25 protein-coding genes and 2 pseudogenes are annotated in these 24,768 nt (G+C 63.8%); 13 read left to right on the forward strand and 14 right to left on the reverse strand.

Features of this window, described 5'->3' with window-relative positions:
- Positions 1-41 precede the first annotated feature (41 nt).
- From ACQVLG_RS08260 to ACQVLG_RS08275, 4 genes are all read right to left on the reverse strand, one after another.
- Positions 42-1,100: a branched-chain amino acid ABC transporter permease gene (locus tag ACQVLG_RS08260; RefSeq protein WP_474293891.1), complete on the reverse strand. Its 1,059-nt coding sequence runs from the start codon at positions 1,098-1,100 to the stop codon at positions 42-44.
- A gap of 84 nt (positions 1,101-1,184) precedes the next feature.
- On the reverse strand, positions 1,185-2,081 hold the full coding sequence (locus ACQVLG_RS08265; RefSeq protein ID WP_230540315.1) for a branched-chain amino acid ABC transporter permease: 897 nt from the start codon (positions 2,079-2,081) through the stop codon (positions 1,185-1,187).
- A gap of 20 nt (positions 2,082-2,101) precedes the next feature.
- Positions 2,102-2,917 (reverse strand): ABC transporter ATP-binding protein, encoded by an 816-nt coding sequence (locus ACQVLG_RS08270; RefSeq protein WP_230540155.1) that lies wholly within the window; start codon positions 2,915-2,917, stop codon positions 2,102-2,104.
- A 14-nt stretch (positions 2,918-2,931) separates the two neighbouring features.
- Positions 2,932-4,863, reverse strand: coding sequence for an AMP-binding protein (locus ACQVLG_RS08275; protein WP_474295584.1), 1,932 nt, complete (start codon positions 4,861-4,863; stop codon positions 2,932-2,934).
- A gap of 179 nt (positions 4,864-5,042) precedes the next feature.
- Here ACQVLG_RS08275 and ACQVLG_RS08280 point away from each other — a divergent pair, with 179 nt between their 5' ends.
- On the forward strand, positions 5,043-5,741 hold the full coding sequence (locus ACQVLG_RS08280; protein ID WP_077398453.1) for a Crp/Fnr family transcriptional regulator: 699 nt from the start codon (positions 5,043-5,045) through the stop codon (positions 5,739-5,741).
- A 187-nt stretch (positions 5,742-5,928) separates the two neighbouring features.
- On the opposite strand, the gene ACQVLG_RS08285 is transcribed toward ACQVLG_RS08280, so the two are convergent.
- Both ACQVLG_RS08285 and ACQVLG_RS08290 read right to left on the reverse strand, forming a co-directional pair.
- Positions 5,929-6,429, reverse strand: coding sequence for a hypothetical protein (locus ACQVLG_RS08285; RefSeq protein ID WP_474293894.1), 501 nt, complete (start codon positions 6,427-6,429; stop codon positions 5,929-5,931).
- An 83-nt stretch (positions 6,430-6,512) separates the two neighbouring features.
- The gene (locus tag ACQVLG_RS08290) at positions 6,513-6,644 is read right to left on the reverse strand and encodes a hypothetical protein (protein WP_474293896.1); all 132 of its coding nucleotides are present in this window, start codon (positions 6,642-6,644) and stop codon (positions 6,513-6,515) included.
- Between the two features lie 177 nt (positions 6,645-6,821).
- Here ACQVLG_RS08290 and ACQVLG_RS08295 point away from each other — a divergent pair.
- From ACQVLG_RS08295 to ACQVLG_RS08325, 7 genes and pseudogenes are all read left to right on the forward strand, one after another.
- A pseudogene (locus ACQVLG_RS08295) lies at positions 6,822-7,169 on the forward strand (DUF4132 domain-containing protein); the annotation flags it as partial.
- A 189-nt stretch (positions 7,170-7,358) separates the two neighbouring features.
- Positions 7,359-7,790, forward strand: coding sequence for a hypothetical protein (locus ACQVLG_RS08300; RefSeq protein ID WP_474295925.1), 432 nt, complete (start codon positions 7,359-7,361; stop codon positions 7,788-7,790).
- 46 nt (positions 7,791-7,836) lie between these two features.
- Complete coding sequence (locus ACQVLG_RS08305; protein ID WP_474293898.1) at positions 7,837-9,660, forward strand: aminopeptidase P family protein; 1,824 nt, start codon at positions 7,837-7,839, stop codon at positions 9,658-9,660.
- Positions 9,660-9,914, forward strand: a complete 255-nt coding sequence (locus ACQVLG_RS08310; RefSeq protein ID WP_046681889.1) for a hypothetical protein — start codon at positions 9,660-9,662, stop codon at positions 9,912-9,914. Before ACQVLG_RS08305 ends, ACQVLG_RS08310 begins: the two co-directional genes overlap by 1 nt.
- Entirely contained in the window at positions 9,915-10,655 is a 741-nt protein-coding gene (locus ACQVLG_RS08315) for an MgtC/SapB family protein (RefSeq protein ID WP_230540158.1), read from the forward strand. It abuts the gene before it with no gap.
- A gap of 5 nt (positions 10,656-10,660) precedes the next feature.
- A complete protein-coding gene (locus ACQVLG_RS08320; protein ID WP_474293901.1) occupies positions 10,661-11,248 on the forward strand; it encodes a DUF924 family protein in 588 nt (195 codons plus the stop codon).
- A gap of 9 nt (positions 11,249-11,257) precedes the next feature.
- The gene (locus tag ACQVLG_RS08325) at positions 11,258-12,085 is read left to right on the forward strand and encodes a Rossmann-like and DUF2520 domain-containing protein (protein ID WP_474293903.1); all 828 of its coding nucleotides are present in this window, start codon (positions 11,258-11,260) and stop codon (positions 12,083-12,085) included.
- Here ACQVLG_RS08325 and ACQVLG_RS08330 read toward each other — a convergent pair.
- On the reverse strand, positions 12,082-13,536 hold the full coding sequence (locus tag ACQVLG_RS08330) for a sensor domain-containing diguanylate cyclase (protein ID WP_474293905.1): 1,455 nt from the start codon (positions 13,534-13,536) through the stop codon (positions 12,082-12,084). The genes ACQVLG_RS08325 and ACQVLG_RS08330 overlap by 4 nt on opposite strands.
- Positions 13,537-13,798: 262 nt before the next feature.
- Here ACQVLG_RS08330 and ACQVLG_RS08335 point away from each other — a divergent pair, with 262 nt between their 5' ends.
- Entirely contained in the window at positions 13,799-14,164 is a 366-nt protein-coding gene (locus ACQVLG_RS08335; RefSeq protein ID WP_474293907.1) for a hypothetical protein, read from the forward strand.
- 6 nt (positions 14,165-14,170) lie between these two features.
- Here the strand turns inward: ACQVLG_RS08335 and ACQVLG_RS08340 are convergent, their stop codons facing one another.
- Positions 14,171-14,752, reverse strand: a complete 582-nt coding sequence (locus tag ACQVLG_RS08340) for a putative pterin-binding protein (RefSeq protein WP_474293909.1) — start codon at positions 14,750-14,752, stop codon at positions 14,171-14,173.
- A 225-nt stretch (positions 14,753-14,977) separates the two neighbouring features.
- Here ACQVLG_RS08340 and ACQVLG_RS08345 point away from each other — a divergent pair, with 225 nt between their 5' ends.
- Positions 14,978-15,559, forward strand: a complete 582-nt coding sequence (locus ACQVLG_RS08345; RefSeq protein WP_230540164.1) for a porin family protein — start codon at positions 14,978-14,980, stop codon at positions 15,557-15,559.
- Between the two features lie 72 nt (positions 15,560-15,631).
- Here ACQVLG_RS08345 and ettA read toward each other — a convergent pair whose 3' ends face one another.
- On the reverse strand, positions 15,632-17,299 hold the full coding sequence (ettA, locus tag ACQVLG_RS08350; RefSeq protein WP_034752850.1) for an energy-dependent translational throttle protein EttA: 1,668 nt from the start codon (positions 17,297-17,299) through the stop codon (positions 15,632-15,634).
- Between the two features lie 94 nt (positions 17,300-17,393).
- Positions 17,394-18,278: an EamA family transporter RarD gene (rarD, locus tag ACQVLG_RS08355; protein WP_474293912.1), complete on the reverse strand. Its 885-nt coding sequence runs from the start codon at positions 18,276-18,278 to the stop codon at positions 17,394-17,396.
- Between the two features lie 237 nt (positions 18,279-18,515).
- Here rarD and ACQVLG_RS08360 point away from each other — a divergent pair.
- Positions 18,516-20,397, forward strand: a pseudogene (locus tag ACQVLG_RS08360) (potassium transporter Kup).
- A gap of 155 nt (positions 20,398-20,552) precedes the next feature.
- The gene (locus tag ACQVLG_RS08365) at positions 20,553-21,029 is read left to right on the forward strand and encodes an FKBP-type peptidyl-prolyl cis-trans isomerase (protein WP_230540167.1); all 477 of its coding nucleotides are present in this window, start codon (positions 20,553-20,555) and stop codon (positions 21,027-21,029) included.
- A gap of 64 nt (positions 21,030-21,093) precedes the next feature.
- Here the strand turns inward: ACQVLG_RS08365 and ACQVLG_RS08370 are convergent, their stop codons facing one another.
- The 3 genes from ACQVLG_RS08370 to ACQVLG_RS08380 are packed head-to-tail and all read right to left on the reverse strand — an operon-like array spanning position 21,094 to position 23,178.
- Positions 21,094-21,765, reverse strand: coding sequence for a Dph6-related ATP pyrophosphatase (locus ACQVLG_RS08370; RefSeq protein ID WP_474293914.1), 672 nt, complete (start codon positions 21,763-21,765; stop codon positions 21,094-21,096).
- On the reverse strand, positions 21,762-22,229 hold the full coding sequence (locus tag ACQVLG_RS08375) for a GNAT family N-acetyltransferase (RefSeq protein WP_474293916.1): 468 nt from the start codon (positions 22,227-22,229) through the stop codon (positions 21,762-21,764). Before ACQVLG_RS08375 ends, ACQVLG_RS08370 begins: the two co-directional genes overlap by 4 nt.
- Before the next feature lie 40 nt (positions 22,230-22,269).
- A complete protein-coding gene (locus ACQVLG_RS08380) occupies positions 22,270-23,178 on the reverse strand; it encodes a LysR family transcriptional regulator (protein ID WP_474293918.1) in 909 nt (302 codons plus the stop codon).
- 119 nt (positions 23,179-23,297) lie between these two features.
- On the opposite strand from ACQVLG_RS08380, the gene ACQVLG_RS08385 reads away from it, so the two are divergent.
- Complete coding sequence (locus tag ACQVLG_RS08385) at positions 23,298-24,131, forward strand: type 1 glutamine amidotransferase domain-containing protein (protein ID WP_474293920.1); 834 nt, start codon at positions 23,298-23,300, stop codon at positions 24,129-24,131.
- A 61-nt stretch (positions 24,132-24,192) separates the two neighbouring features.
- Here the strand turns inward: ACQVLG_RS08385 and ACQVLG_RS08390 are convergent, their stop codons facing one another.
- Positions 24,193-24,618 carry an organic hydroperoxide resistance protein gene (locus ACQVLG_RS08390; RefSeq protein ID WP_099377761.1) on the reverse strand — a complete coding sequence of 142 codons (426 nt, stop codon included), beginning with the start codon at positions 24,616-24,618 and terminating at the stop codon, positions 24,193-24,195.
- Positions 24,619-24,768 lie beyond the last annotated feature (150 nt).

The following is a 24,768-nucleotide window of genomic DNA, read 5'->3' on the forward strand; positions in this document are numbered from 1 at the left end:
TTTATTTGGTATTCAAGTGAACCGACATCGACTGCAAAAACTTAATGGGGGAAAGGCCAGAGTCTCAACTTCTCCTTGGCGATTTGCCACAGCCTGGCCAGGCCGTGCGGTTCGACGATCAGGAAGAAGATGATCAGCGCGCCGAACACCATCAGTTCCAGGTTCGAGGCCACGCTGGTGGGCAGCGACAGGCCGTGCGCGATGGTATTGAGGAAGATGGGCAGCAGCACGATGAAGGCCGCGCCGAGGAAGGAACCTAAAATCGAACCGACACCGCCGATGATGATCATGAACAGGATGCGGAAGGACAGGTCCAGGTTGTAGGCTTCCGGTTCCACCGTGCCCAGGTAGGCATACGCGTACAGCGCGCCGGCCACGCCGCAGTAAAACGAGCTGACGGCAAAGGCCAGCAGCTTGGTGCGCATCAGTCTGAAACCGATCACTTCGGCCGCCATGTCCATGTCGCGCACGGCCATCCACGAACGGCCCACGTTCGAGCGGATCATGTTCTTGGCCAGCAGCGCCATGCTGGCAACAATCGCCAGCACCAGCAGGTATTTGCTTTGCGGCGTGTCGAACTGGTAGCCGAGGATGGTCATCTTTTGCACCGTGATCACGCCCGAGGAGCTGTAGTTGGTCAGGTAGGGGATCTTGGTCAGGCACCAGACGACGAAGAACTGCGTCGCCAGCGTGGAGGCGGCCAGGTAAAAGCCGCGGATGCGCAGCGAGGGCAGGCCGAAGGCGATACCCACCATGGCCGCGCACAGGCCACCGAGGATGAAGGACACCAGCAGCGGCAGCCCGGGCAGCCGCGCCATGAAGTTATACGAGGCAAACGCGCCGACTGCCATGAAGGCGGCCGTGCCCAGCGACAGCTGGCCCGCATAGCCCGTCAGGATGTTCAGACCCAGCGCGGCCAGGGCGAAGATCAGGAAGGGAATCATGATCGCCGACAGGAGATAGGGCGAGGCGAAATACGGCAGGAGGAAGACGGCGGCGAGGAGCGTGGCCGTCAGCGCCAGGCGGTCTTGCCGGATCGGGAAGATCTGGTTGTCGGCCTGGTAGCTGGTCTTGAATTGTCCTGCTTCACGGTAAATCATGGGATGGTCCTTTGCTGGCTGTTTTGGCTGTTGTCGGGTTACGCGCCATGCGCTAACCCGACCTACGATGCTGTTACGGTGGCGTTATATTCGCCGGATGATCTTTTCGCCGAACAGGCCTTCCGGACGCACCAGCAGGAACAGCAAGGCCAGCACATACGGGAACCAGCCTTCGATGCCGCCGCCGACCATGGGGCCGATGTAGACTTCGGCCAGCTTTTCCGAGGCACCGATGATCAGGCCGCCGACGATGGCGCCCGGCACCGAGGTAAAGCCGCCGAGGATCAGCACCGGCAAGGCTTTGAGGGCGACGAAGGTGAGGGCGAACTGCACGCCGTTGCGGGCGCCCCACAGCAAGCCTGCCACCAGAGCCACCAGGCCCGCCACGCCCCAGACCACGGCCCAGATGCGCTGCAAAGGGATACCCACGGCAAGCGCCGCCTGGTGGTCGTCCGCGACCGCGCGCAGGGCGCGGCCCACCTTGGTTTTCGAGAACAGCAATGCCAGGCAAATGACCAGCAGCGCGCAGACGCCGGCGGCCACCATGTCGAATTGCGAAATGTTGATGTCGAAGTGGTCCATCAGGAACTGCATCGGCACGTCTTCGATCGGCAGATCCAGCTTGTGCACCTGCGAGCCCCACATCAGCTGCGCCAGGCCCTCGATGAAGAAGGTCAGGCCGATGGTGGCCATGAAGAGGGTGATTTCCGGCTGGTTGACGAGCGGGCGCAAGACCACCCTTTCAATCGCCATGCCCAGGGCTATCATGGTCACCATCGTCAGCGGGATGGCCAGCCACAGCGACAGGCCGAACTTGTCCATGATGCCGACGCAGGTAAGGGCGGCGAAGAACACCATCGCGCCCTGCGCGAAGTTGAAGACGCCAGAAGCCTTGTAGATCAGGACAAAACCGATCGCCACCAGCGCGTACATGACGCCCGACAGCAGGCCGCCGATCAGCACTTCAAAGAAAAAATTGATATTCATACGGATCCCGGGAATTAATGGCTCGTGCCAAGGTAGGCGTTGATGACATCCTGGTTGCTGCGCACCTCGTCGGGCGTGCCATCGCCGATCTTCTTGCCGTAGTCGAGCACCACCACGCGGTCGCAGATATCCATCACCACGCCCATGTCGTGCTCGATCAGCACGATGGTCGTGCCCAGCTGGTCGTTGACGTCGAGGATGAAGCGGCACATGTCCTGTTTTTCTTCCACGTTCATACCGGCCATCGGTTCGTCCAGCAGCAGAATCTCCGGTTCGGCCACCAGCGCGCGGCCCAGCTCCACGCGCTTTTGCAAGCCGTAGGGCAGGCGCCCCACGGGCGTCTTGCGGATGGCCTGGATTTCCAGAAAGTCGATGATCTCTTCGGCTTTCTTGCGGTGCTCGATTTCCTCGCGCCGTGCCGGACCCCAGTACAGGGCTTGTAAGAGAAAATTCGACTTCATTTTGAGGTTGCGCCCCGTCATGATGTTGTCGAGTACCGTCATGCCCTTGAACAGGGCGATGTTCTGGAAGGTGCGCGCAATGCCGGACTTGGCGGCCTGGTAGCAGTCCATGCCGCGCCGATGTTCGCCCCGGTAGATGATCTCTCCCTGCTGCGGGCGGTACACGCCATTGATCACGTTGAGCATCGAGCTCTTGCCGGCGCCGTTCGGGCCGATGATGGCGCGGATTTCATGCTGTTTCACGTCGAACGAGATGTCGGTCAGCGCTTTCACGCCGCCGAACGACAGCGAGATGTTCTTCAGGTCGAGGATGACGGGACCCGTCTTGCGGGCCGTGCCGAAATGGGCGTCGGGTTCGTTCATTTGCATCGTGCTGTGCTCCATCATGCGGCCAGGCCCTGGGGCCGGTACGTTTTGCTGTCCCAGATCTGCAGGTCGGCGCTGGTCGAGCCAAGGCGGCCATCCTCGAATTTCACCTGGGTCTCGATGTATTGCGTTGTCTTACCCTCATACAGGGCGGAAATGAGCACCGCATATTTTTCGGCGATGAATTTGCGGCGTACCTTGCGCGTGCGCGTCAGTTCGTCGTCGTCCGGGTCGAGTTCCTTGTGCAGCACCAGGAAGCGGTGTACCTGCGTGCGGTCCATCAAGGGGTCGGCCGCCAGTTCCGCGTTGACCTGCTCGATGCAGTCGCGGATCAAGCCGTAGGTCTCGGCGCGCGCCGCCAGGTCCGTGTAGCCGGAATAGGCGATGCCGCGCCGCTCCGACCAGTTGCCCACCGCTTCGATGTCGATGTTGATGAAGGCGCAAACCTGGTCGCGCGCATTGCCGAAGGCCACCACTTCCTTGATGAAGGGGAAGAACTTGAGCTTGTTTTCGATGTAGTTGGGGGCGAACATGGCGCCGCAATTCAGCTTGCCGACGTCGGCCGCGCGGTCGATGATTTTCAGATGGCCTTCGCTGTCGAACACGCCCGCGTCGCCCGTATGGAAGTAGCCGTGATCGTCGATCACTTCGGCGGTGGCGTCAGGGCGCTTGAAGTAGCCGCTCATGGTGGCGGGCGACTTGACCAGCACTTCGCCATTGGCCGCCAGCTTGACTTCCACGCCCGGTGCCGGCAAGCCGACGCTGTCGAACTTGATATTGCCATCCGGTTGCAGGCATACGTAGGCGCAGGTTTCGGTGGAACCGTACAGCTGCTTGAGGTTGACGCCGATCGAACGGTAGAAGCGGAACAGGTCGGGGCCGATGGCGGCGCCGGCCGTATAGGCGACGCGCACGCGCGACAGCCCCAGCACGTTTTTCAGGGGACCGTAGACGAGGATTTCGCCCAGCCTGTAATTGAGGCGGTCCGCCAGCGAGACGGGCTTGCCATCCAAAATCTGCGCGCCGCAGCGTTTGGCGACGTCCATGAAATGGCTGAACATGCGGCGCTTGATGCTGCTGGCGTCTTCCATGCGTATCATCACGCTGGTAAGCATGTTCTCGAACACGCGCGGCGGCGCAAAGTAGCAGGTGGGGCCGATTTCGCGCATGTCGATCATCACCGTATCGCCCGACTCGGGGCAGTTGACGGTGAAACCGGCCACCATGGCCTGCGCCAGCGAGAACAGGCAGTCGCCCACCCACGCCATGGGCAGGTAGGACAGGATATCTTCTTCGTCGGTGAGCTGGTCGAAGGTGACGCCCCCTTCGCCTGCCGCCAGCAGCGCCGTGTGGCTCTGGCACACGCCCTTCGGTTTGCCCGTGGTGCCCGAGGTGTACAGGATCACGGCCGAGTCGTGGCCGGCACCCGCTGCCACGGCCGCCTCGAAGAAGCCCGGATGCTCGCGGTCGTAGGTCCGGCCCAGTGCCTGCAGGGCGGCAAAGGACGTCAGCTCCGGCTGGCGGTAATGGCGCATGCCCCGTTCATCGTCATAGGCGATGTGGGCGACGTGCGGATACAGGGCCTTGAGTTCGAGCAGCTTGTCGACCTGCTCCTGGTCTTCGACGACGGCGTAGCGGATTTCTGCATCCTGCAGCACATAGGCCATGTCGGCGGCCGGCGCATCCTGGTACAGTGGCACGGGCACGCCGCCCAGGCTTTGCGCGGCCAGCATGGCCCAGTACAGGCGGGGACGGTTGTCGCCGATGATGGCCAGGTTCATGCCGCGCCGGAAACCGATGGCGGCCAGGCCGCAGGCAAGCGCGCGCACCTCGTCATTGACCTGGGACCAGGTCCAGGTTTGCCAGATGCCCAGGTGCTTTTCGCGAAAGGCGGGCTTGTCGGATCGTACTGTCCCGTGTTGCAATAAGCGCCGCGGAAAAGTCGGCATTGTTGCTGTGGTATTCGTTTGCACCAGTGTCTCCCTGTTGCTTGTCTCAGGCCCCACCTCGTTGGATGGCGCTCTGTGTTTTTATGTGTAAGGCGTTTGTGCAATGATAGTAGCTTGCGTTAGTTTGCCGAGTTGTCTTTTCGGGGACATTTACCCACTTTTCGATGGTGCATCGCACAATGATCAACCCTGATATCAGCCTCAAGGATGCCGTGCGCGCGGCCAACTGGGCGCAGCTGCTCGACCCCGTTCAACTGGCCAGGGTCGAGGCGGACGTGTTCGAGACTTTCGTGCCGAAAGGCGGTTTTGTCTGCCGCAAGGGCGAACCGGTGGACAACTGGATCGGCGTCATCAGCGGCATGGTGAAAATGAATAATTTTTCCGCCTCCGGCAAGGCCATGACCTTCATCGGCGTGCCGCCCGGCAGCTGGTTCGGCGAAGGTTCATTGCTGAAGAATGAAATCCGCAAATACGACACCATGGCCCTGCGCGACACGCGCGTGGCGCGCCTGCCCGGCGCCACCTTCCACTGGCTGCTGGAAACGAGTTTGCCATTCACGCGCTTTTTGCTGATGCAGCTGAACGAACGCCTGGGCCAGTTCATCGGCATGGTGGAAAACGAACGCTTGCTGGACCTGAACACGCGCGTGGCGCGCTGCCTGGCGTCGATGTTCAACTCGCACTTGTATCCGGGCGTGGAAACCCTGGTGCAACTGTCGCAGGAGGAAATCGGCCTGCTGTCGGGCTCCTCGCGCCAGCGCGCCAACCAGGCCTTGCAGGTGCTGGAAAAAAAGGGTTTATTGCGCCTCGATTACGGCGGCATCCGCGTGCTGGACCTGGAAGGCTTGCGCCGCTACGAGGCCGATGATGCCATCTGAATCCACTCGCGCCGCGGCGCTGCGCGCCCGCCTCGATGGCGGCTTTGTCGAGCATGCGCGTTTCACGGGGCCGCCGGTCGATTTCAGCGACTGGACACCCGAGGAGCTGGGCGCCATCTGGGGTGCGCTGCACCGCGCGGCGGGCTTTGGCCATGACGATCCCGCGCGGCGCGAACTGGCGATGGCGCTATTGGCACAAGCGAGCAGCGTGAAGCTGGCACCGGCGCTGGCAGGTGACATGTTCCTCGACGCGCTGGATGCGGCCCGCGTGCACGACTGGGACTACGCAATCGGCTGCCTGGATTGTCTGCGCGGCGCGCCACCGGAAGGCAGCGCGCAGCTGGCGCTGCGCATCCTGGATGAACCGAAGCACTGGGGCGAACAGCATTTTGCCGCCTGGCTGCTGGCGCAGCTGGCCGGCGGCGACGCCCCGGCCCAGTTCGGGCAGATGATGGAGGAGCGCCATGCGCGCTACCCGATGCCATTGACCTTGCAGGAACTCACCGTACTGCCGCAACTGGCGCGAGCATCCCTGCTGGCGCTGGCCGGCTCGCGCTACAGCGGCCATTGGAGCCGCGACAGTATCGGCGAGGCGGATCCTGCCGAAGTGCTGGCCGATGATGCGGCGTATGTCGCGTTTGCGCGCACGATACTGGAACAGGCGGCGCGCCATATCGCCGCCATCCATGACGGCAGCGTGCCGTATGCGGCCGATGCCGCCTTTGCCACGGCAGACTCGCCCGTGCTGGCGCGTGCCGCGCGGGTGGCGTCCTATCGCGATGATGCCTGGTTCAGGCCCGTGATCGCCGTCTTGCTGCCTTTGGCATGCGTGGCGCCCGGCGCGGCCAAGAGCGCGCCGTCGCAGTCGCTGGCGATGGCGCTGGGCCATGCGGTGGAAACCATCCCCACGCCCGAAAGCCTGCTGGCCCTGCGCGAGGCGCTGGCTCAGGTACGCCATGCGGGCATCCGCAAGAAACTGGAACGCAATCTGAAACCGGCCGAACGGGCGCTGGCCGAACGGCCCGATATCGCCTGGAGGATCGGCATGCCGGGCCCCATGGGCAAGCGGCCAGCCAGGCCATGCTGGCGCGACGCCTGGAAGCGGGCTACGCCAGCGAGGTGTGGTTTGGCCTGGACCAATGGCGTGGCCTGCGCGAGGATGCCGATATCGACGCGGTGGCGCGTGCGCTGGTCTGGCGCACGGGCGATGGGCTGGCCTTTATGCTCGACGGGAAAGGCGCCATCGATGCGCAGGGGCAGCCGGTGGATTTGCCTGCGCAAGGCGAGATCGGCCTGTGGCACCCCTTGCATGGCAGCGGGGAGGAGCGCGCCGCCTGGCAAGCGCTGGTCGCGCAGCGGCGCCTGCGCCAGCCGCTGCGCCAGGTTTATCGCGAAATATATGCACCGCCCGGCGACGGCAGTGCCGCATTTGCCGGCTACCAGCTGTCGCTGCGCACCTTGCTGGGACTGGCGCGCCGCGAAGGCTGGCGCCTGGACTACGATGAAGGCTTGTCGCGCCAGTTCGGCGCCTGGCGCGTATTGCTGCGCCTTGAGGGGCACGTGTATCCGGGGGCGGGCGGCGCCTGCACGTCAAACGGGCTGGCGCCCGCGCAGATGATGCCGATGGCGCCGGTGGCGTATTCGGAAGCGTGCCGCGCGGTGGACCTGCTGGTCAGCGCCAGCGCGCTGGCGCTGGTGGAGGAGGAGCAAAGCGTGGAGCGCGAACAGCGCCTGTTTTACCTGGCCAATCTGGCACCGGGGCCGATGGCGGGCATGCGGCGCGCCGTGCTGGAACAGGTATTCGCGGACCAGATCGAGGACGGCCGCATGGCGCTCGATGCGCGCCACCTGACGGTGGGCGGGCATGCGATCCACTTGAGCACCGGCAGGATCACGAAAGATGGTGCCGGGGTGCTGATCGAGGTGGTAGCGCAGGGGAACAAGCTGGGCGCCGTGCCGTGGTTGCCCTACGATGAGGCGCTGCTGGAAAAAATCGCCGCCGCCGTCGGGGCGCTGCTGGCGCTGCACCGAGTGCAGTCCGGCCGCTAATCGCGGTATCATAGACGCTTCCCGGCACCGCTCCATTTTCGCTCCCATGCAGACACCAGACCAATCCACTCCCGCTTCCCGTTTATCGCAGCTGCGCGACGCCATGCGCGCGCAGCACATCGATGCCCTGATCGTGCCCTCGGCCGACCCGCATTTGTCCGAATACCTGCCGGCCCGCTGGCAGGGCCGCGAGTGGCTGTCGGGCTTTACGGGGTCGGTCGGCACCCTGGTCGTGACGCAGGATTTTGCCGGCGTGTGGACCGATGGCCGCTACTGGGAGCAGGCAGAAACGGAGCTGGCCGGCAGCGGCATCGTCCTGAAGAAAATCCCGTCCGGCGCCAGCGTGCTGTATATCGACTGGCTGGGCGAGACCATGCAGCCGGGGCAGACGGTGGCCGTCGATGGCGCCGTGCTGGGCCTGGCCAATGCGCGCCTGCTGCAGCAGGCGCTGGGCGCGCAAGTGACCCTGCGCACGGATACCGATGTGCTGCAAGCCGTCTGGCCGGATCGTCCGGCCATGCCTGCCGCGCCGGTGTACGAGCATGCGGCCGCGTATCCGGCCCTGTCGCGCAGTGAGAAACTGGCGGCCCTGCGCGCCGGCATGGCGGCGCACGGCGCCAGCCACCACGTCATTTCCACCCTCGACGATATCGCGTATTTGTTCAATCTGCGCGGCGCCGACGTCAATTACAACCCCGTCTTCCTCGCGCATGCGCTGGTGGGCCCCGAGCGCGCCACCCTGTTCGTCGCCGACGGCAAGCTGCCCGCCGCCCTGCGCGCCACGCTGGAGAGCGAAGGTGTGGACGTGGCCGCGTATGACCGTGCCGGCACCGCGCTGGCCGCCTTGCCGGCCGGCGCCAGCCTGCTGCTGGACCCGCGCCGCGTCACGTTCGGTACGCGCCAGGCCGTACCCGGCGGCGTGCGCGTGGTCGAGTCCATCAACCCGACCACCCTGGCCAAGTCGCGCAAGACGGACAGCGAAGCGGCGCACGTGCGCGCCGCCATGGAGCAGGATGGCGCCGCCCTGTGCGAATTTTTCAGCTGGTTGGATCGCACCCTGGCCGACCCGCAGCGCGCGCCGTTGACGGAAATCGGCGTCGACGAGCACCTGACGGCCGCGCGCGCCCGCCGCGCCGGTTTTGTCAGCCCCAGTTTCGGCACCATCGCCGGCTTCAATGCGCATGGCGCCATCATGCATTACCACGCCCATGCGGATTCGGCCGCCACCATCGACGGCGACGGCCTGCTGCTGATCGATTCGGGCGGCCAGTACCTGGGTGGCACCACGGACATCACGCGCGTGGTCCCCGTCGGCACGATCACGGCAGAACACCGGCGCGATTTCACCCTGGTCTTGCGCAGCATGATCGCCCTGTCGCGCGCGCAGTTCCCGCGCGGCGTGAAGTCGCCCATGCTGGACTCGATTGCGCGCGCGCCCCTGTGGGCCGAAGGCATCGATTTCGGCCACGGCACGGGCCATGGCGTGGGCTTTTTCCTGAACGTCCATGAAGGGCCGCAATCGATTTCGCAGTCCGCCATGCCGGAGCCGCAGACGGCCATGGAGATCGGCATGATCACCTCCATCGAACCGGGCATCTACCGGCCCGGCGAGTGGGGCATCCGCATCGAGAACCTGGTGCTGAATGTACCGGCGGGGACGACGCAGTTCGGCGAATTCCTGCGCTTCGAAACCTTGACCCTGTGCCCGATCGATACGCGCTGCGTGGAACGTTCGCTGTTGCGCGACGACGAAGCGGCCTGGCTCAATGACTACCACGCCACCGTGCGCGCGCGCCTGGCGCCGCACCTGGCCGCGCCGGCCGATGCGCCTGCGCTGGCGTGGCTGGAACAGCGCACGGGAGCCATCTGATGCGCTCGACCCGCGCCACCTCCGCCATCGAGCGGCTCAAGGAACGCACCGGCAACCGTCTGTACACGATGGCGCGCACGGGCGATGAACTGTTCTTCCTCACGGAAGGCCCGGGCTTGCCGCCCTTGTGCCCGCCGCTGGAACTGGACGCCTTTGTCGCCTTCGTGAATGGCCTGGGGCCGCAAAAGGCGCGCCGCGTCAGCAAGCTCGACGTGGCGTTTGAAAAGCAGCTGACGAAAAAGCCCCAGGATTAAATGCCGACCATCGACTTCCTGCGCGCCTACTGGTCGCCGGCCGAGCTGGCGACGAATGGCGTGATCCTGCTGAACCTGCTGGGCGCATTGCTGCTGGGCTTGCTGGTGGGTTATGAACGCTCGTATCACGGGCGCGCGGCCGGCATGCGCACCTACAGCCTGGTTTGCATGGCCTCGGCCGCGTTGACCGTGCTGGGCGGCTATCCCGAATTCTGGTACGGCGGCCATGGCGCCATCGTCGGCAGTGATCCCACGCGCGTCATCCAGGGCATCGTCACGGGCGTGGGTTTCCTGGGCGCTGGCGTCATCATGCGCGAGGGCTTCAATATCAGCGGCCTGACGACGGCCGCCTCGATCTGGGCCTCGTCCGTGATCGGCATCATGGTGGGCATCGGCTTTTATCTGTCCGCCATGGGTCTGGCCTTCCTGTGCGCGATGGCGATGATTTTCCTGTCAAAATTGGAGAACTGGCTGCCGTCGCGCCATGCGGTGGCCATCACCATGCGCTTCAAGCAAGGGTTCATTCCGCGCGAAGATGCACTGCGGCGCATGGCGGCCAAGCGCGGCTACGACATCGCCGGCGGCTCGCTGACCATCGGCAGCAGCGACGGCATGCAGGAATGGCGCTTTGTCGCCATCGCACATGGCAAGAACACGGGTGCCAGTCTGTCGGCCATGTCGGCCGAACTGGCCGCCTTCGATGGCATCGCCGGCTTCCAGCTGTCGCATGCACGCAACTGAAAAGGATGGACATGGACGCCCAGGCTCAAAAAGTACTCGATTTCTGGTTCCTGCCGCCGGACCACCCCGGCCACGGCCAGGCGCGCATGGAATGGTTCCGCAAGGATGACGGTTTCGATGCGCTGATACGCGCGCGTTTCGGCGCGCTGATCGATGCCGCCATAGCCGGTGCCTTGGGTGAATGGGATGCGACGCCGCACGGCGCGCTGGCGCGCCTCATCGTGCTCGATCAGTTCACGCGCAATGTGTACCGCGGCACGCCGCGCGCCTTTGCCGGCGACGCCTGGGCGCTGGCGCTGACCGTCGCCATGACGCAGCAGGGACTCGACCAGCAGCTGCCGCCGATGCTGCGCGCCTTCGTGTATTTACCGTTCGAGCATGCGGAAGACCTGGCCATGCAGGCGCGCGCCGTCGAGCTGTTCCAGCGCCTGTCGCAGGCGCAGCCCGGTTTTGACAGCATGCTCGACTACGCCGGGCGCCACCAGGAAGTGATTGCCCGCTTCGGCCGCTTCCCGCACCGCAACGCCATCCTCGGCCGCGCTTCCACTCCGGAAGAAGTGGAATTCCTGCGCCAGCCGGGATCGAGTTTTTAGACAATCATCATGAACATGACATTGAATATCATCGGCGCCGGCCACGTGGGCAAGGTGCTGGGCCGCTTGTTCGCCGGCGTGGACGGCATCGCTGTGCAGGACGTGCTGACGCGCTCGATGGCGTCGGCGCAGGCGGCCGTGGACTTTATGGGCGCCGGCACCCCCGTCGACAGCTATGCGGCCTTGCGGCACGCCGACGTCACCCTGCTGGCCGTGTCGGACGACCAGATCGGCCCGGCCTGCGCGGCGCTGGTGGCCGAGGGACGCCAGGCGGGCGCCATCGTGTTCCACTGCAGCGGCGCGCTGGCGTCCAGCGTGCTGCTGGCGGCCACGCAGGCCGGTGCTTTTGTCGCCAGCGCCCACCCGATCCGCAGCTTCGCCGACCCGCGGCAGGTGGCGGCCACCTTCGACGGCACGTTTTGCGGCGTGGAAGGCGACCCGCTGGCGCTGGCCTTCCTGACGCCGGCCTTGAATGCCATCGGCGCGCGTCCCGTGCCCATCGATCCGGCCGCCAAGACCCTGTATCACGCCGCCGCCGTCTTTGCCAGCAATTACCTGGTGACGGTGCTCGATGCGGCCCTGCGCGCCTACCAGGCGGCAGGCATCCCCGAACCGGTGGCGCGCGAACTGGCGCAGCCGCTGGTGACGGAAGCGGTGGCCAATGTATTCCGCCTGGGCGCCGCGCCCGCGCTGTCCGGCCCCATTGCGCGCGGCGATTCGGCCACCGTGCAACGCCAGCAGCAGGCCGTGCAAGCCTGGGATGCGGCCACGGGCGAGCTGTACCGGGCGCTGGTCGCGCCCACGCAGGACCTGGCCAGGCGCAAGTCCGCGCTTTAGGCGGCGTGCAGGCGGTTGCGGCCCCGCTCCTTGGCCTGGTACAGGGCGCTGTCGGCGCGCGAGAAGAAGGCCGACTCGCTTTCCTCTGGCCGGTACTCGGCCACGCCCAGGCTGATCGTCACGGGCAGTTGCGGCTCGGGCAGGCCGAAATCGTGGCGTTCGACGGCGGCGCGCAGGCTTTCCGCCACCTCGACGGCCTGCGCCAGGCTGCAGTTATTCAGCAGCACCAGGTATTCCTCGCCGCCCCAGCGCGTGATGACATCGCTTTCGCGCACGGTGGCGCGCGCCACGTCCGCCACGCCGCGGATGACCTTGTCGCCCCACAGATGGCCGTGGGTATCGTTGACGCGCTTGAAGAAATCGATGTCGAAGAGGATGGCCGACATGGGTTGCGCATTGCGCTTGGACAATAACATCGCGCGCTGGAACAGCAACTCCAGCGATTGGCGATTCAGCAAGCCCGTCAGCGCATCCGTCGAGGCGATACGCTCGATGCGGCGCTGGTAGCGGTTCACCGTCAGCAGGGTCAGCACGAGTACCAGCAGGGTGACGCCGAAGCTGATGGCCAGGTTGAAGATGAAGACGCGCTGCAGCGACTGCACCTCGTCGCTGACATTCTGCTCGACCACCAGATACCAGCCCAGTTCCGGAATGAAACGCGAGTTGACGAGGATTTGCGCGCGTCCCAGCTGGTAGGACAGGTGCGTCGGTGTGCTCTGGTGGTTGATGATCTGCCCGGCAATGGCGTTTACGCCGGGCAGGCTGCGGATATTGCCGTGCCCGTTGCGCATGCTCTTGCCCGTCAAGACCAGGGTGCCGGCAGCGTCGACAAAATAAATGTTGCGGTGGAAGCGCGCCTGGTAGCGGTCGATGATGTGGCTCATGGTGGCCAGGGTCAGGCCGATGCCGGTAGCGCCGATGAACTGGCCGTCGTAGTCGTAGACGCGGTGGTTGATGAAGATGGTCATGCTGTCGCGGTTGGCCATGTCGACGTCGACATTCGTTTCATAGTCGGTCTGCTCCATGGCGCGCACGCGGTAGTACCAGATGTCGCGCGTTGCCTCCGGGCTGACGGATTTCAGGGTGCCTTCCGCATAGTAATATTTGCTGCTCTTGTCCGAGACGAGAAAGCTGGTGATGGCGCCGTATTTCTTCTTGACCTCGGCCAGGTAGCGCACGATCTGTTCCGGCTTGTTTTCGCCGGCGAGTATCCAGTCGCGCACGAAGGTGTCATGCGCCATCAGCGACGAGATGAAGACGGGGCGCAGCATGTCTTTCTGGATTTCCGAGTAAATGTTGTCGCCCGTCAGCGGCAAGGTCTGGTCGGCGATGCCGTGTTCGATGGCTTGGCGCGAGGCCAGGTAGCTGGCCAGGCTGGTGGCCATGAAGCCCGCCCCCAGGATCAGGGTCAGGAGGATGAGCAGGCGGTACTTGATCGACAGAAGACGCATGGAGACGAGGCAGTGGCAGGCGGGATAGCCATCGTGAGGCAAGCCAAAAGTATGCAACAGGGCGGATATTGGCGCAATGATAACTGGTTTTCTTGATAATTTACGCTGTCGAACGCGACAAGATAACCACGACTTACCAAATAAAAGTGCCGATTTGTCGACAAAGATGCAAATTAGCAATAAGATTTGACGAGGGGAATCATTGCGCACCGCCCCTGTCTTGCCGCCCGTTTCAGGCGCGGGACATTCCGCGCAGGGAGTGTTGCATGTTATTTTTAAGAGTACGTCCGTCAGCAAGGCCCCCGGCATCTACGAGGTCGACATCGCCGCCAAACCACCGGGCAAGACCTTCGGCATTTTTCTCGCCACCGATCCCGACCATCCGCCGCTGGCCTTGCTGGGGCAATTGAAGGCGCTCGGCTTCGAGAACACCTATAGTTCGCCCTACCTGCACAAGGATATGGGCAAAGTGCTGGACCTGCATTTCCAGAAGGATGGCACGGATATCTTCAAGGGCTGGAAAACCGAGGAGTGCACGCACAATCTGGCGGCCATCACGGCGCTGTTCGAGGAGCATGGCATTGCTATCGCCCCACGCGTCATGTCGATGGCGGAAGCCTACGCATAATTTGCTTCAACCCGCCTCCACGCCGATGTGATACAGCGCCCACGGGCAGCTGGCGAACCGTTCGGCCAGGGGCAGGGCCGCCACGGCGGCGATGCGGTCGGCATCGTGGATGGCCCAGAGCGGCCCCAGGCCGCCCAGCGCCATCGGCTGACCGTCCAGGTGGGTGGCGACGATAAAACGCTGTGCGCGCGCCTGCGCCATGGTCAGCGCCGCCGCATAGCCGTCCACGGCGCGCAGCAGCAGCCGCACGGCATCTTCCTCGGGCGCACCCGCCGCCTTCAAGACATCGACCAGCAGCGGCCCGCGCAGGGCGTGTGCCTTGCCGTCGTATTCCAGGGTGGGGTGGATGGTGCGCGCCGGCAAGTTCGCCAGCGCCGCAAAATCGAAGGCCCGCGCGCGCTCAAAGCTGATTTTTTGCTTGTGCATCATCTGGTCGCGCACGGCGTCGAACGGACCCCGGTTCGGTTTATCGATGCTGCCCGTGACGGTCAGCAGGGCCGGGCCGCGCAGGCCGGCGGGCGCCACCCGGGCGATGGCCGGCAGGGTAGTGGCGGCCATGGCGGCGGCGAGAAACTGGCGTTTGTGCATGCACCTCTCCTCTTGACTGAAAATCGCTAATGTCCTTAAGTCTATCTTAAGTTCGCTCAACGGTGCGCATTTTACGGTTATTGTCAGTTTGCAATGTCCGATTACATCTTGTCACAGTTCTTACGGAATGGAGAAAGACGTAGCTTTTTTCGCCTGTTATTGTGTAGTCATCGCACTTCGCTGAACTGCGAATCCAGGCACCATTCACTAATTGAGAGAGAGAACATGATGAAGAAGAAAATCCTGTTTGCAATGATCGCTACTGCTACCGCATTCACCGGCATGAGCGCCGCGCACGCCGAAGGCGCCTATGTGGGTGCCGGCGTCACGGGCAACCGCTACAACTTCGATATTCCTGGCGCCACCAGCGCCGATAATCACAGCGGCTACAAGGCGGGCGCCAAGATCTTCGCCGGTTACGATTTCGACAAAACCTGGGCGGTCGAGGGCGGCTACGCTGATTTCGGCAGCAAGGATTACAGCTATGTCACCGGCGCCGGCAACGGTTCCGTGAAAAGCGATTCGCACGGCTACTACCTGGCCGGCAAGGCCACCATGCCCGTGAGCGACAAGGTCGGCGTGTTCGGCAAGCTCGGCGTGGCCAAGGTCAAGAACAGCTTGAGCGGCACGGGCCTGTCGACTGGCATCAGCGGCAACGACAAGACGGGCGTGTACGCTTCCGTCGGTGCCCAGTACGCGATCAACGAGAAAGTCTCGCTGACGGCGGAAGTGGAACACTTCGGCAAGAGCGCCGACCAGGGCCGCAAGGCAACCGGTTTGGCACTGGGCGCACGCTACAACTTCTAATTTACTGGAAGTTTGCTGAAAAAAAAGGCAGTTACCGCGAGGTAACTGCCTTTTTGCGTTGCCGGACCGAAATTACGTGGTCAAAGGCTTGTAGCGGATACGCTTCGGTTTCGCGCCTTCTTCACCCAGGCGCTTCTTCTTGTCGGCTTCATATTCCTGATAGTTGCCGTCAAAGAAGGTGACCTGCGAATTGCCTTCGAAGGCCAGGATGTGCGTGGCGATACGGTCGAGGAACCAGCGATCATGCGAGATGACCATGACGCTGCCGGCAAATTCCAGCAGGGCGTCTTCCAGCGCGCGCAAGGTTTCCACGTCCAGATCGTTCGACGGTTCATCGAGCAGCAGGACGTTGCCGCCCATCAACAGTGTTTTTGCCAGGTGCAGACGTCCCCGTTCACCGCCGGACAGGTTGCCCACTTGCTTTTGCTGGTCCGAACCCTTGAAGTTGAAGCGGCCCAGGTAGGCGCGCGACGGCATTTCGAAGCGGCCGACCGTCAGCATGTCGGCGCCGCCGGACACATCCTCGAACACGGATTTGTTGTCAGCGAGACTATCGCGGTTCTGGTCGACGATGGACACGCGCGCCGTCTGGCCGATGGCCACTTCGCCGCTGTCCGGTGTTTCCTTGCCGGTGATCATCTTGAACAGGGTCGATTTACCGGCGCCGTTGGGGCCGATGATGCCGACGATGGCGCCTGGCGGTACCGTAAAGCTCAGGTTATCGATCAGCAGGCGGTCGCCGAACGCCTTCGACACGTTCTTGAACTCGATGACTTCATTGCCCAGGCGCTCGGCCACGGGAATGAAGATTTCCTGCGTTTCGTTGCGCTTCTGGTATTCGTGCTCGGACAGCTCGTTGAAGCGGGCCAGACGGGCTTTCGACTTGGCCTGGCGCGCTTTCGGATTCTGGCGCGACCATTCCAGTTCCTTCTGCAGCGCCTTCTGGCGCGCCGATTCCGTCGCTTCTTCCTGCTTCAGGCGGGCTTGCTTCTGGTCCAGCCAGGTCGAGTAGTTACCCTTCCATGGGATGCCGTGGCCGCGGTCCAGCTCCAGGATCCACTCAGCCGCATTGTCGAGGAAGTAGCGGTCATGGGTGATGGCCACCACGGTGCCGGGGAAGCGCAGCAGGAATTGTTCCAGCCAGTCGACCGATTCCGCATCCAGATGGTTGGTCGGTTCGTCGAGCAGCAGCATGTCGGGCTTGGACAGCAACAGCTTGCACAGTGCGACGCGGCGCTTTTCACCGCCGGACAGCACGCCGATGGTGGCGTCCCAAGGCGGCAGGCGCAGCGCGTCGGCGGCCATTTCCAGCTGCAAATTCAGATTGCCGCCGTCGGAGGTCGAGATGATCGCTTCCAGGCGCGCCTGTTCCGTGGCCAGGGCGTCGAAATCGGCGTCTTCCTCGGCATACGCGGCGTACACGGCTTCCAGCTTGGCTTGCGCTTCAAACACTTCGCCCAGGCCCGACTCGACTTCCTGGCGCACGGTTTTTGCCGGGTCCAGCTGTGGTTCCTGCGGCAGGTAGCCGATGTTCAGGCCCGGCATCGGCACGGCTTCGCCCTGGATGTCGGTGTCGATGCCGGCCATGATTTTCAGCAGGGTCGATTTGCCGGAGCCGTTCAGGCCCAGCACGCCGATCTTCGCGCCTGGGAAGAAGGAGAGGGAAATATCTTTCAGAATCTGGCGCTTGGGCGGGACGATTTTGCCCACGCGATTCATGGTGTAGACGTAATTTGCCATTAGAAATCTCGGGTGATATACAAAGACGGACAGGATACGGTAAACGCCCGCTTCCGGCCAGCGCTGTGCGCTGCGGAAACGGCCCCCTGGGTGTCTAGGCGGCGCTGCGCGCGCGGCGGGCCGTCCACAGCCCTTCGGCCGCGTACAGGGCCAGCGCCGTCCAGATGACGAGGAAGCCCAGCATGCGCTCGGGCGTGAACGATTCGTGGAAGACCCATACGCCAATCAGCAACTGGCCCGTGGGGGCGATGTATTGCAACAGCCCCAGCACGGCCAGCGGCAGGCGGCGCGCGCCGGCGGCGAACAGCAGCAGGGGGATGGCCGTGATGGGGCCGGACGCCAGCAGCAGCGCGCGCGTGGCGGTGGAATCCGTATTGACGAAGCCGCTCTGGCCATGCCAGCCCAGCCACAGCATATAGGCCAGTGCCAGGGGAAACAGAATCAGGGTTTCGAACGACAAGCCTTCCAGCGCCCCGAGCGCGGCCGTCTTGCGCAGCAAGCCATAGCCGCCGAAGGTGGCCGCCAGCAGCAGGGCGATCCACGGCACCTGCCCCGCCTGCCAAGTGAGCCAGGCCACGCCGCAGGCGGCCAGGCCGATGGCCAGCCACTGCAGGCGGCGCAGGCGCTCGTGCAGCAGCAAGAAGCCCAGCATGACATTGATCAGGGGCGTAATAAAGTAGCCGAGGCTGGCGTCGACCACGTGGCCGTTGTTGACAGCCCAGATATAGATGAACCAGTTGGCGGATAGCAAGAACGCACTGGCGACGAAGCTGGCCACCACTTTCGGCTGGCCGCGCAAGGCGCCCAGCCAGCTCCACTGGCGGCGCACGGTCAGCACGATGCCCAGGAACAACAGCGACCAGACCATGCGGTGCGCCAGGATTTCCTGCGGCGCTATCTCGCCGATGGCATGGAAATACAGGGGAAACAGGCCCCAGCACAGGAAGGCGAGGGAGGCGTAGAGCATGCCTGGATTCATGATGGGCTTCGCTGGAGAGTAGACAGTCTGTCATTATGTCTGAAAACACCGGGGGCTGCCCGGCGCCGCTGGCGAGGCGTAGAATGGCAACAAATCAATGGCCGCAAGCCCGCGCAGCAAGGCGGAGCGGCACAAAACCACGACTTTGGGGCAGCCCGTAACCATGCAAAAATACTCTTGCTATTTGCTAATACCTATCATATTGTGCGATGCAACAAAACAAAAACGGGTGCAATCTTGACGTCGGAACATAAAAAAAGCGGCCTGGCCGGCTTGACGCTGGCGGCCGTCGGCATCGTTTACGGCGATATCGGCACCAGCCCGCTGTACACCCTGAAGACGGTCTTCGACCCGGCCCACGGCCTGGCGCTCTCGCCCGAGAACCTGCTGGGCATCGTCTCGCTGATTTTCTGGGGCCTGACGCTGATCGTCTCGCTCAAGTACGTGACCCTGGTGCTGCGCGCCGACAACCGCGGCGAGGGCGGCATCATGGCCCTGATGGCGCTGGTGCTGTCGTCCGTCAGCCGCCTGTCGCGCTGGCATTTTCCGCTGATGGTGATCGGCGTCTTCGGCGCCACCCTGTTCTATGGCGACAGCGTGATCACGCCGGCCATTTCCGTGCTGTCGGCGATCGAAGGCCTGGAAGTGGCCACGCCCGCCTTCAGTCCCTACGTGGTGCCGCTGACCATCGCCGTGCTGGTGGGCCTGTATTCCGTGCAGTCGCATGGCACGGCCGGCATCGGCCGCTATTTTGCCCCCGTCATGGTGCTGTGGTTTGCCGCGCTGGCCGGCATGGGCGTGGTCAACATCATCAAGTCGCCCGCCGTCCTGGCCGCACTCAATCCCCTGCACGCGGCGACCTTCCTGATGAATAACGGCTTCGTCGCCTTCGTCGCCTTGGGCGCCGTGGTGCTGGCGCTGACGGGTGCCGAGGCGCTGTACGCCGACATGGGCCATTTCGGTAAGAAACCGATCCGCCTGGCCTGGTTCCTGATCGCCTTCCCCGCGCTGGCGCTGAACTATCTGGGCCAGGGCGGCTTGCTGCTGGCCCATCCCGAAGCCGTCTCGAATCCGTTTTACCAGCAGCTGGGCGCGTGGAGCGTGTATCCGCTGGTGATTTTGTCGACCATGGCTACCGTGATCGCCTCGCAGGCCACCATTTCCGGCACCTTCTCGATGACCAAGCAAGCGATCGCGCTGGGTTTCCTGCCGCGCATGCGCGTGCGCCACACGTCGGAAAGCGAAATCGGGCAGATTTACATCCCCGCCGTGAACTGGCTGCAGCTGGCCGTGGTGCTGCTGGCCGTCGTCGGCTTCGGCTCCTCGGAAAACCTGGCCGCCGCCTATGGCATTGCGGTCACGGCCACCATGCTGTCGACCACCATCCTGACGTTCTTCGTCATCCGCTACCGCTGGAAGATGAACCTGGCCCTGTGCTGGGCCGCCACGGGCTTTTTCCTGATCATCGACATCAACCTGGTGTCGGCGACCGCCTTGAAACTGTTCCACGGCGGCTGGTTCCCGCTGCTGCTGGGTTCGATCGATCTTGTTCATCGTCATGCTGACCTGGAAACGGGGCCGCCAGCTGGTGTTCCAGAACCTGGAAAAGCATGCGATTCCGCTCAACGATTTCCTTTCGTCGCTGTTCATCGCGCCGCCGCTGCGCGTCCCCGGCACGGCCATCTTCCTGCGTGGCGAAACGGATGGCGTGCCGCATGCGCTGCTGCATAACTTGCTGCATAACAAGGTTCTGCACGAGCGCGTGATCTTCCTCACCGTCTTCATGCATGAAGAGCCGTGGGTGGCGCCATCGGAGCGCGTGCGCGTGGTGGAGCTGGGTCACCAGTGCTACCAGGTCAACGTGCATTACGGCTTCAAGGATGAACCGGACATTCCGGCTGCGCTGGCGCAGTGCGCCGAGCAGGGACTCGATTTCGAGATGATGGAAACGTCGTTCTTCATTGCGCGCCAGACCATCATTTCGACGCCGGGCGCCGGCATGATGCCGTGGCGCGAACACCTGTTCGTCACCATGTCGCGCAACGCGCGCACGGCGGCCGACTACTACCAGATTCCGAGCAACCGGGTGATCGAACTGGGCACGCAGGTGGAAATCTAGGCAATGTGGTTGTTGTGCCAATGTTGTATTGGCACACAACCGCCACCGTGCTTACGTCTGCTTACAAATGGGGCACATGACTCCTGTTAAACTCCAGCCCGTACCGGTCCGCACCGTACGGGCCTTAGTCACACACCAATATTTAAAGGGAAACCATGAAATCGGTATTTCAATTGATCGCCACCCTCGCTTGCGCCGTCGCCCTGACCGCTTGCGGTGCCGCCGCCAACACGGAGAAGCCGGTCGTGCTAGACCCGAACACGCAAGTGAAAGAGTTCCTCTTTCCTGACCTGGTGAAAGGCACCGGCACGGTCGCCGCGGCGGGCGATACCTTGACGGTGCTCTACACGGGCTGGCTGTACGACGCGAGCAAGCCGGACGGCAAAGGCGCGCAATTCGACGCGTCCCCTTCTCTCAACGGTTATACGTTTGTCCAGGGTATCGGCAAAAATATCCTGGGCTGGGACCGTGGCCTGGTCGGCATGCAGGTGGGTGGCACGCGCCGCCTGCTCATTCCGTATGAGCTGGGTTATGGCGTGAGCGGCACCCGTGACGCGACGGGTGCGGTGGTGATCCCGCCTTACGCCGGCCTGGTGTTCGACATCACGCTGCGAAAAGTGGATAAAAAGTAAGCACGCGCAGGGCACATGAAAAGGGCGATTCCACGGAATCGCCCTTTTTGCTTTGCTGGCCGGTTTAAGCGGGCGCCAGCTCCTGGAAGTAATACGTGGCGCCGCCCAGGTTGGCCGGCGCGTCATATTGCAGCACTTGCGTGCGGCGCAGCGCCACCGGGGCGCTGAAGGCGGGGCCGTCGTAGACGAAGGTGTGGAATTCGCCGTTTTCGCCGCAGGCATCGACGCCGGGCGGCAAGTCGGCGAGGAAGGCGGCGTCGAACTCGCGCCCGCAAAATTCGCGTGGCAGGTGCTGGCCATTGATGCAGACGACGATGGCCTTGAAGCCGGCGGCGAGAAATTCATCGACCAGCGCGCGCCGCGCTTCGCCCCACAGGGGCAGGTGCGCCGTCAGGCCGGCGCTGGCGCAGACTTTTTCTTCCCAATCGCGGTGCGGCTGCAGGTCGATGTCGCCGAAGATGGCGTGGTGGATACCCTCGTCCTTCGCCGCGCGCAGCATGGCGATGAATTTCTCTTCATAACTGGCCCAGCTGGCGTGATAGCGCTGCAGGCGCGCGCCCAGGCTGGCTGCCTGGGCTTCGAGCAATTCCGGCGGCACGCCGTGCGAGCGCGATTTGCGGCCATCTTCATCCATGGCCGTGATCAACAGCGGCACGTCCAGGCCGGCGTTGCGCGCGCGCCACAGGGCCAGGCAGGAATCCTTGCCGCCGCTCCAGGAAATCAGCGCCGTTGTCATGCCGGTTTCTCCGCGCGCAGCATGTCGACGTGCTGGATGCCGTCTTCGTCGTACGGTGCGCTGACGGTGACAAAGCCGAACGACTGGTAGAAGCGCTCCAGGTACTGCTGCGCGCCGATGCGGATGGCGTGGCCAGGGTGCCGGCGTTCCGCGCGCGCGATGCCTTCCTCCAGCAGCCGCTTGCCGGCGCCGCTGCTGCGCGCTTCGGGCGCCGTCAGCACGCGGCCCAGCGACATTTCCACATACTTGGCGCCCGGCGCCAGCACGCGCAGGTAGGCGGCCAGCCGGCGCTGGCCATCGGCCGTCTGCCAGCCCAGCAAGTGCATCGCCTGCTGGTCATGGCCATCGAGGTCCGGATACAGGCACTGTTGTTCCAGAACAAAGACGCGCTGGCGCAAGGCCAGCACCTGGTACAAATCGTGGGGGCCGAGTTCGTCGAACGTGTTCCATTGCCAGCTGATCATGGGGCATCCTTGATTGAGAGTGGCCGTGATTTTACCGGCTTCACGGCGCCGGCGTGGGATAGCGCTGCGCATACCACTGCTTCAGGTGCTCGATGCAGCGCGTCACGCGGGGCGCCACCAGCTGGCGCGACGGGTAGATGGCGAACAGCGCCAGGCTGGGGCGCTCGATTTCCGGGAACAGCTCGACCAGGGCGCCGCTGGCCAGCTCTTCGCGGCAGACGAAGGTGGGCAGGATGCCGATGCCCAGGCCGCGCAGGATCAGGCTGCGCATGAACAGCGTGTTGTTCGTGCGCACCCAGTTCGGCACCTCGATGTCGCTGTGCGGCCCCGCATGGCGCAGCGGCCAGCGGTTGCCGAACAGGGCGTGGCTGTAGATGAAGCAGCGCTGGCGCGTCAGGTCCGTGGGTTCGGCCAACGGGCCATGGCGCTCCAGGTAGGCGGGCGCGCAGCAGATGTGCAGGCGGTAGTCGTGGATGTGGCGCGCCACGTAGCTTGAATCGGTGAGCGCCGTGGTGACGCGAAAGCCCAGGTCGTAGTTGGCCGCCGCCAGGTCGACGTATTCATCCTTCAGGTCGACGTCCAGCCGCAGCGCGGGCCAGTCGGCCATGAAATCGGCCAGGCCCTCGGCCAGCTCGCCCACGCCCAGCGTCAGCGGCGCATTGATGCGCAGGCGGCCCGTCACGTGTGCCGTGGAGTGGGCCACCATGTCCTCGGCCTGCGCCAGCTCGTCGAGCAGCTTGCGGCAGTGCTCGAGGTAGGCGGCGCCCGTTTCCGTCAGGGCCAGCTGGCGCGTGGTGCGCGTCATCAGGCGCCCGCCCAGTTCCTGCTCCAGCTGGCCGATGCGCCGGCTCACGTACGAGGCCGACAAGTCCAGTTCATCGGCCGCGCGGCGAAAGCTGCCCAGCTCGGCCACGCGGCGAAACAGCTGCATCGCCTGCAATTTATCCATTTCGCTCCATTCGTCGCTTCTATTCAGTCTATTTACGCATCAGTGATCTGCATTATTCATCATTTTTCCGTATTTTGATTCGGAATATGCTGGTGACCTCTCCACAGAAAGGCCACACCATGAAAAAATTACTCATCAGCAGTCTGTTGCTGGCTGCCTTTTCCGGCGCCCAGGCGGCCGAGGTTCTCGTCGTGCTGTCGGACGCGAATCACCTCGATTTGCGCGACGGCAAGGTGTTTTCGACGGGCTTTTATCTGAATGAATTGATGCAGCCCGTGAAAAAGCTGCTCGACGCGGGCCACACGGTGACGTTCGCCACGCCACAGGGCCAGGCGCCGACCCTGGACGCCAGCTCGGATACGGACGCCTATTTTGGCGGCGACGCGGCGGCCCACGCGGCGCACAAGGCCTTGCTCGACCAGCTCGCGCTGACGGTGCCGGGCCGCTCGCCCGTGATCAGCCTGAAGCGGGTGGAACAGATCGGTTATGGCCATTACGCGGCCGTGCTGGTGCCGGGCGGCCACGCGCCCATGCAGGATCTGCTGAAGGATGCCAGCCTGGGCGCCTTGCTGCGCCAGTTCCACGCGGACAACAAACCGACGGCGCTGCTGTGCCATGGCCCCATCGCCCTGCTGTCGGCCCTGCCGCAGGCGCAGGCATTTGCGGCCGCGCTGGAAGCGGGCCGGACACCGGCCAAGCCGGCGGACTGGATCTACAGCGGCTACCGCATGACGGTGATCAGCAATGAGGAAGAGGCGGCGGCGCAGGGCGCCTTGAAGGGCGGATTGATGAAGTTTTATCCGCAGTCGGGCTTGCAGGCGGCCGGTGCGCAATATGTGCAGAACCAGGCGCCGTGGACCAGCAACGTGGTGGTCGACCGCGAATTGATCACGGGACAGAATCCCGCCTCGGCGCCCGCGCTGGCAGACAAGCTGCTGCAGGCGTTGCGCTGAAGCAAAAATCCCCGGCTGCGCCTGGGGGGCGCGGCCGGGGAGGCGCAACGTGTTGCTGCTATTACACGATCGTCAGGGTGACGTCGATGTTGCCGCGCGTGGCGTTCGAGTACGGGCAGACGATGTGGGCGGCGGCGACCAGCGCTTCGGCGGCGGCGCGTTCCATGCCCGGCAGCGAAATCTTCAATTCCACTTCGATGCCGAAGCCCGTGTCAATGGCGCCGATGCCGACATTGCCTTCGATCGACAGGTCCGCCGGCACGGCGATCTTGTCGCGGCCGCCGACGAATTTCATGGCGCCGATGAAGCAGGCCGAGTAGCCGGCGGCGAACAGTTGTTCCGGGTTGGTGCCCACGGCGCCATTTCCGCCCAGTTCCTTCGGCGTGGTCAGCTTGACGTCCAGCACATTGTCGGACGAGACGGCACGGCCTTCGCGGCCTCCGGTGGCGGTGGCTTGCGCGCGGTACAGGACTTGTTTGATCGACATGATGGTTTTCCTTGTGTTGATTAAATAGTTAACGACTAAATAGTGTGCTACTTGTTTCGTGGGCCGCAGCCCCAGGATGTCCGTCTGAAGAAGCAATTCCGGCGTCCATGTGCTCAATATATATCGCGCACTATTTAATTGCAAGCGATT

Source organism: Janthinobacterium sp. TPC_1, from assembly GCF_056037845.1.

Bases quoted from the DNA above. Each gene is read 5' to 3' on its own strand.
- ACQVLG_RS08260 (WP_474293891.1), bottom strand. From the start codon at position 1,100: ATGATTTACCGTGAAGCAGGACAATTCAAGACCAGCTACCAGGCCGAC.
- ACQVLG_RS08270 (WP_230540155.1), bottom strand. From the start codon at position 2,917: ATGCAAATGAACGAACCCGACGCCCATTTCGGCACGGCCCGCAAGACG.
- ACQVLG_RS08275 (WP_474295584.1), bottom strand. From the start codon at position 4,863: ATGCCGACTTTTCCGCGGCGCTTATTGCAACACGGGACAGTACGATCC.
- ACQVLG_RS08280 (WP_077398453.1), top strand. From the start codon at position 5,043: ATGATCAACCCTGATATCAGCCTCAAGGATGCCGTGCGCGCGGCCAAC.
- ACQVLG_RS08285 (WP_474293894.1), bottom strand. From the start codon at position 6,429: ATGGATGGCGGCGATATGGCGCGCCGCCTGTTCCAGTATCGTGCGCGC.
- ACQVLG_RS08290 (WP_474293896.1), bottom strand. From the start codon at position 6,644: ATGGTTTCCACCGCATGGCCCAGCGCCATCGCCAGCGACTGCGACGGC.
- ACQVLG_RS08300 (WP_474295925.1), top strand. From the start codon at position 7,359: ATGCCGATGGCGCCGGTGGCGTATTCGGAAGCGTGCCGCGCGGTGGAC.
- ACQVLG_RS08305 (WP_474293898.1), top strand. From the start codon at position 7,837: ATGCAGACACCAGACCAATCCACTCCCGCTTCCCGTTTATCGCAGCTG.
- ACQVLG_RS08310 (WP_046681889.1), top strand. From the start codon at position 9,660: ATGCGCTCGACCCGCGCCACCTCCGCCATCGAGCGGCTCAAGGAACGC.
- ACQVLG_RS08315 (WP_230540158.1), top strand. From the start codon at position 9,915: ATGCCGACCATCGACTTCCTGCGCGCCTACTGGTCGCCGGCCGAGCTG.
- ACQVLG_RS08320 (WP_474293901.1), top strand. From the start codon at position 10,661: ATGGACATGGACGCCCAGGCTCAAAAAGTACTCGATTTCTGGTTCCTG.
- ACQVLG_RS08325 (WP_474293903.1), top strand. From the start codon at position 11,258: ATGAACATGACATTGAATATCATCGGCGCCGGCCACGTGGGCAAGGTG.
- ACQVLG_RS08330 (WP_474293905.1), bottom strand. From the start codon at position 13,536: ATGCGTCTTCTGTCGATCAAGTACCGCCTGCTCATCCTCCTGACCCTG.
- ACQVLG_RS08340 (WP_474293909.1), bottom strand. From the start codon at position 14,752: ATGCACAAACGCCAGTTTCTCGCCGCCGCCATGGCCGCCACTACCCTG.
- ACQVLG_RS08345 (WP_230540164.1), top strand. From the start codon at position 14,978: ATGATGAAGAAGAAAATCCTGTTTGCAATGATCGCTACTGCTACCGCA.
- ettA (WP_034752850.1), bottom strand. From the start codon at position 17,299: ATGGCAAATTACGTCTACACCATGAATCGCGTGGGCAAAATCGTCCCG.
- rarD (WP_474293912.1), bottom strand. From the start codon at position 18,278: ATGAATCCAGGCATGCTCTACGCCTCCCTCGCCTTCCTGTGCTGGGGC.
- ACQVLG_RS08365 (WP_230540167.1), top strand. From the start codon at position 20,553: ATGAAATCGGTATTTCAATTGATCGCCACCCTCGCTTGCGCCGTCGCC.
- ACQVLG_RS08370 (WP_474293914.1), bottom strand. From the start codon at position 21,765: ATGACAACGGCGCTGATTTCCTGGAGCGGCGGCAAGGATTCCTGCCTG.
- ACQVLG_RS08375 (WP_474293916.1), bottom strand. From the start codon at position 22,229: ATGATCAGCTGGCAATGGAACACGTTCGACGAACTCGGCCCCCACGAT.
- ACQVLG_RS08380 (WP_474293918.1), bottom strand. From the start codon at position 23,178: ATGGATAAATTGCAGGCGATGCAGCTGTTTCGCCGCGTGGCCGAGCTG.
- ACQVLG_RS08385 (WP_474293920.1), top strand. From the start codon at position 23,298: ATGAAAAAATTACTCATCAGCAGTCTGTTGCTGGCTGCCTTTTCCGGC.
- ACQVLG_RS08390 (WP_099377761.1), bottom strand. From the start codon at position 24,618: ATGTCGATCAAACAAGTCCTGTACCGCGCGCAAGCCACCGCCACCGGA.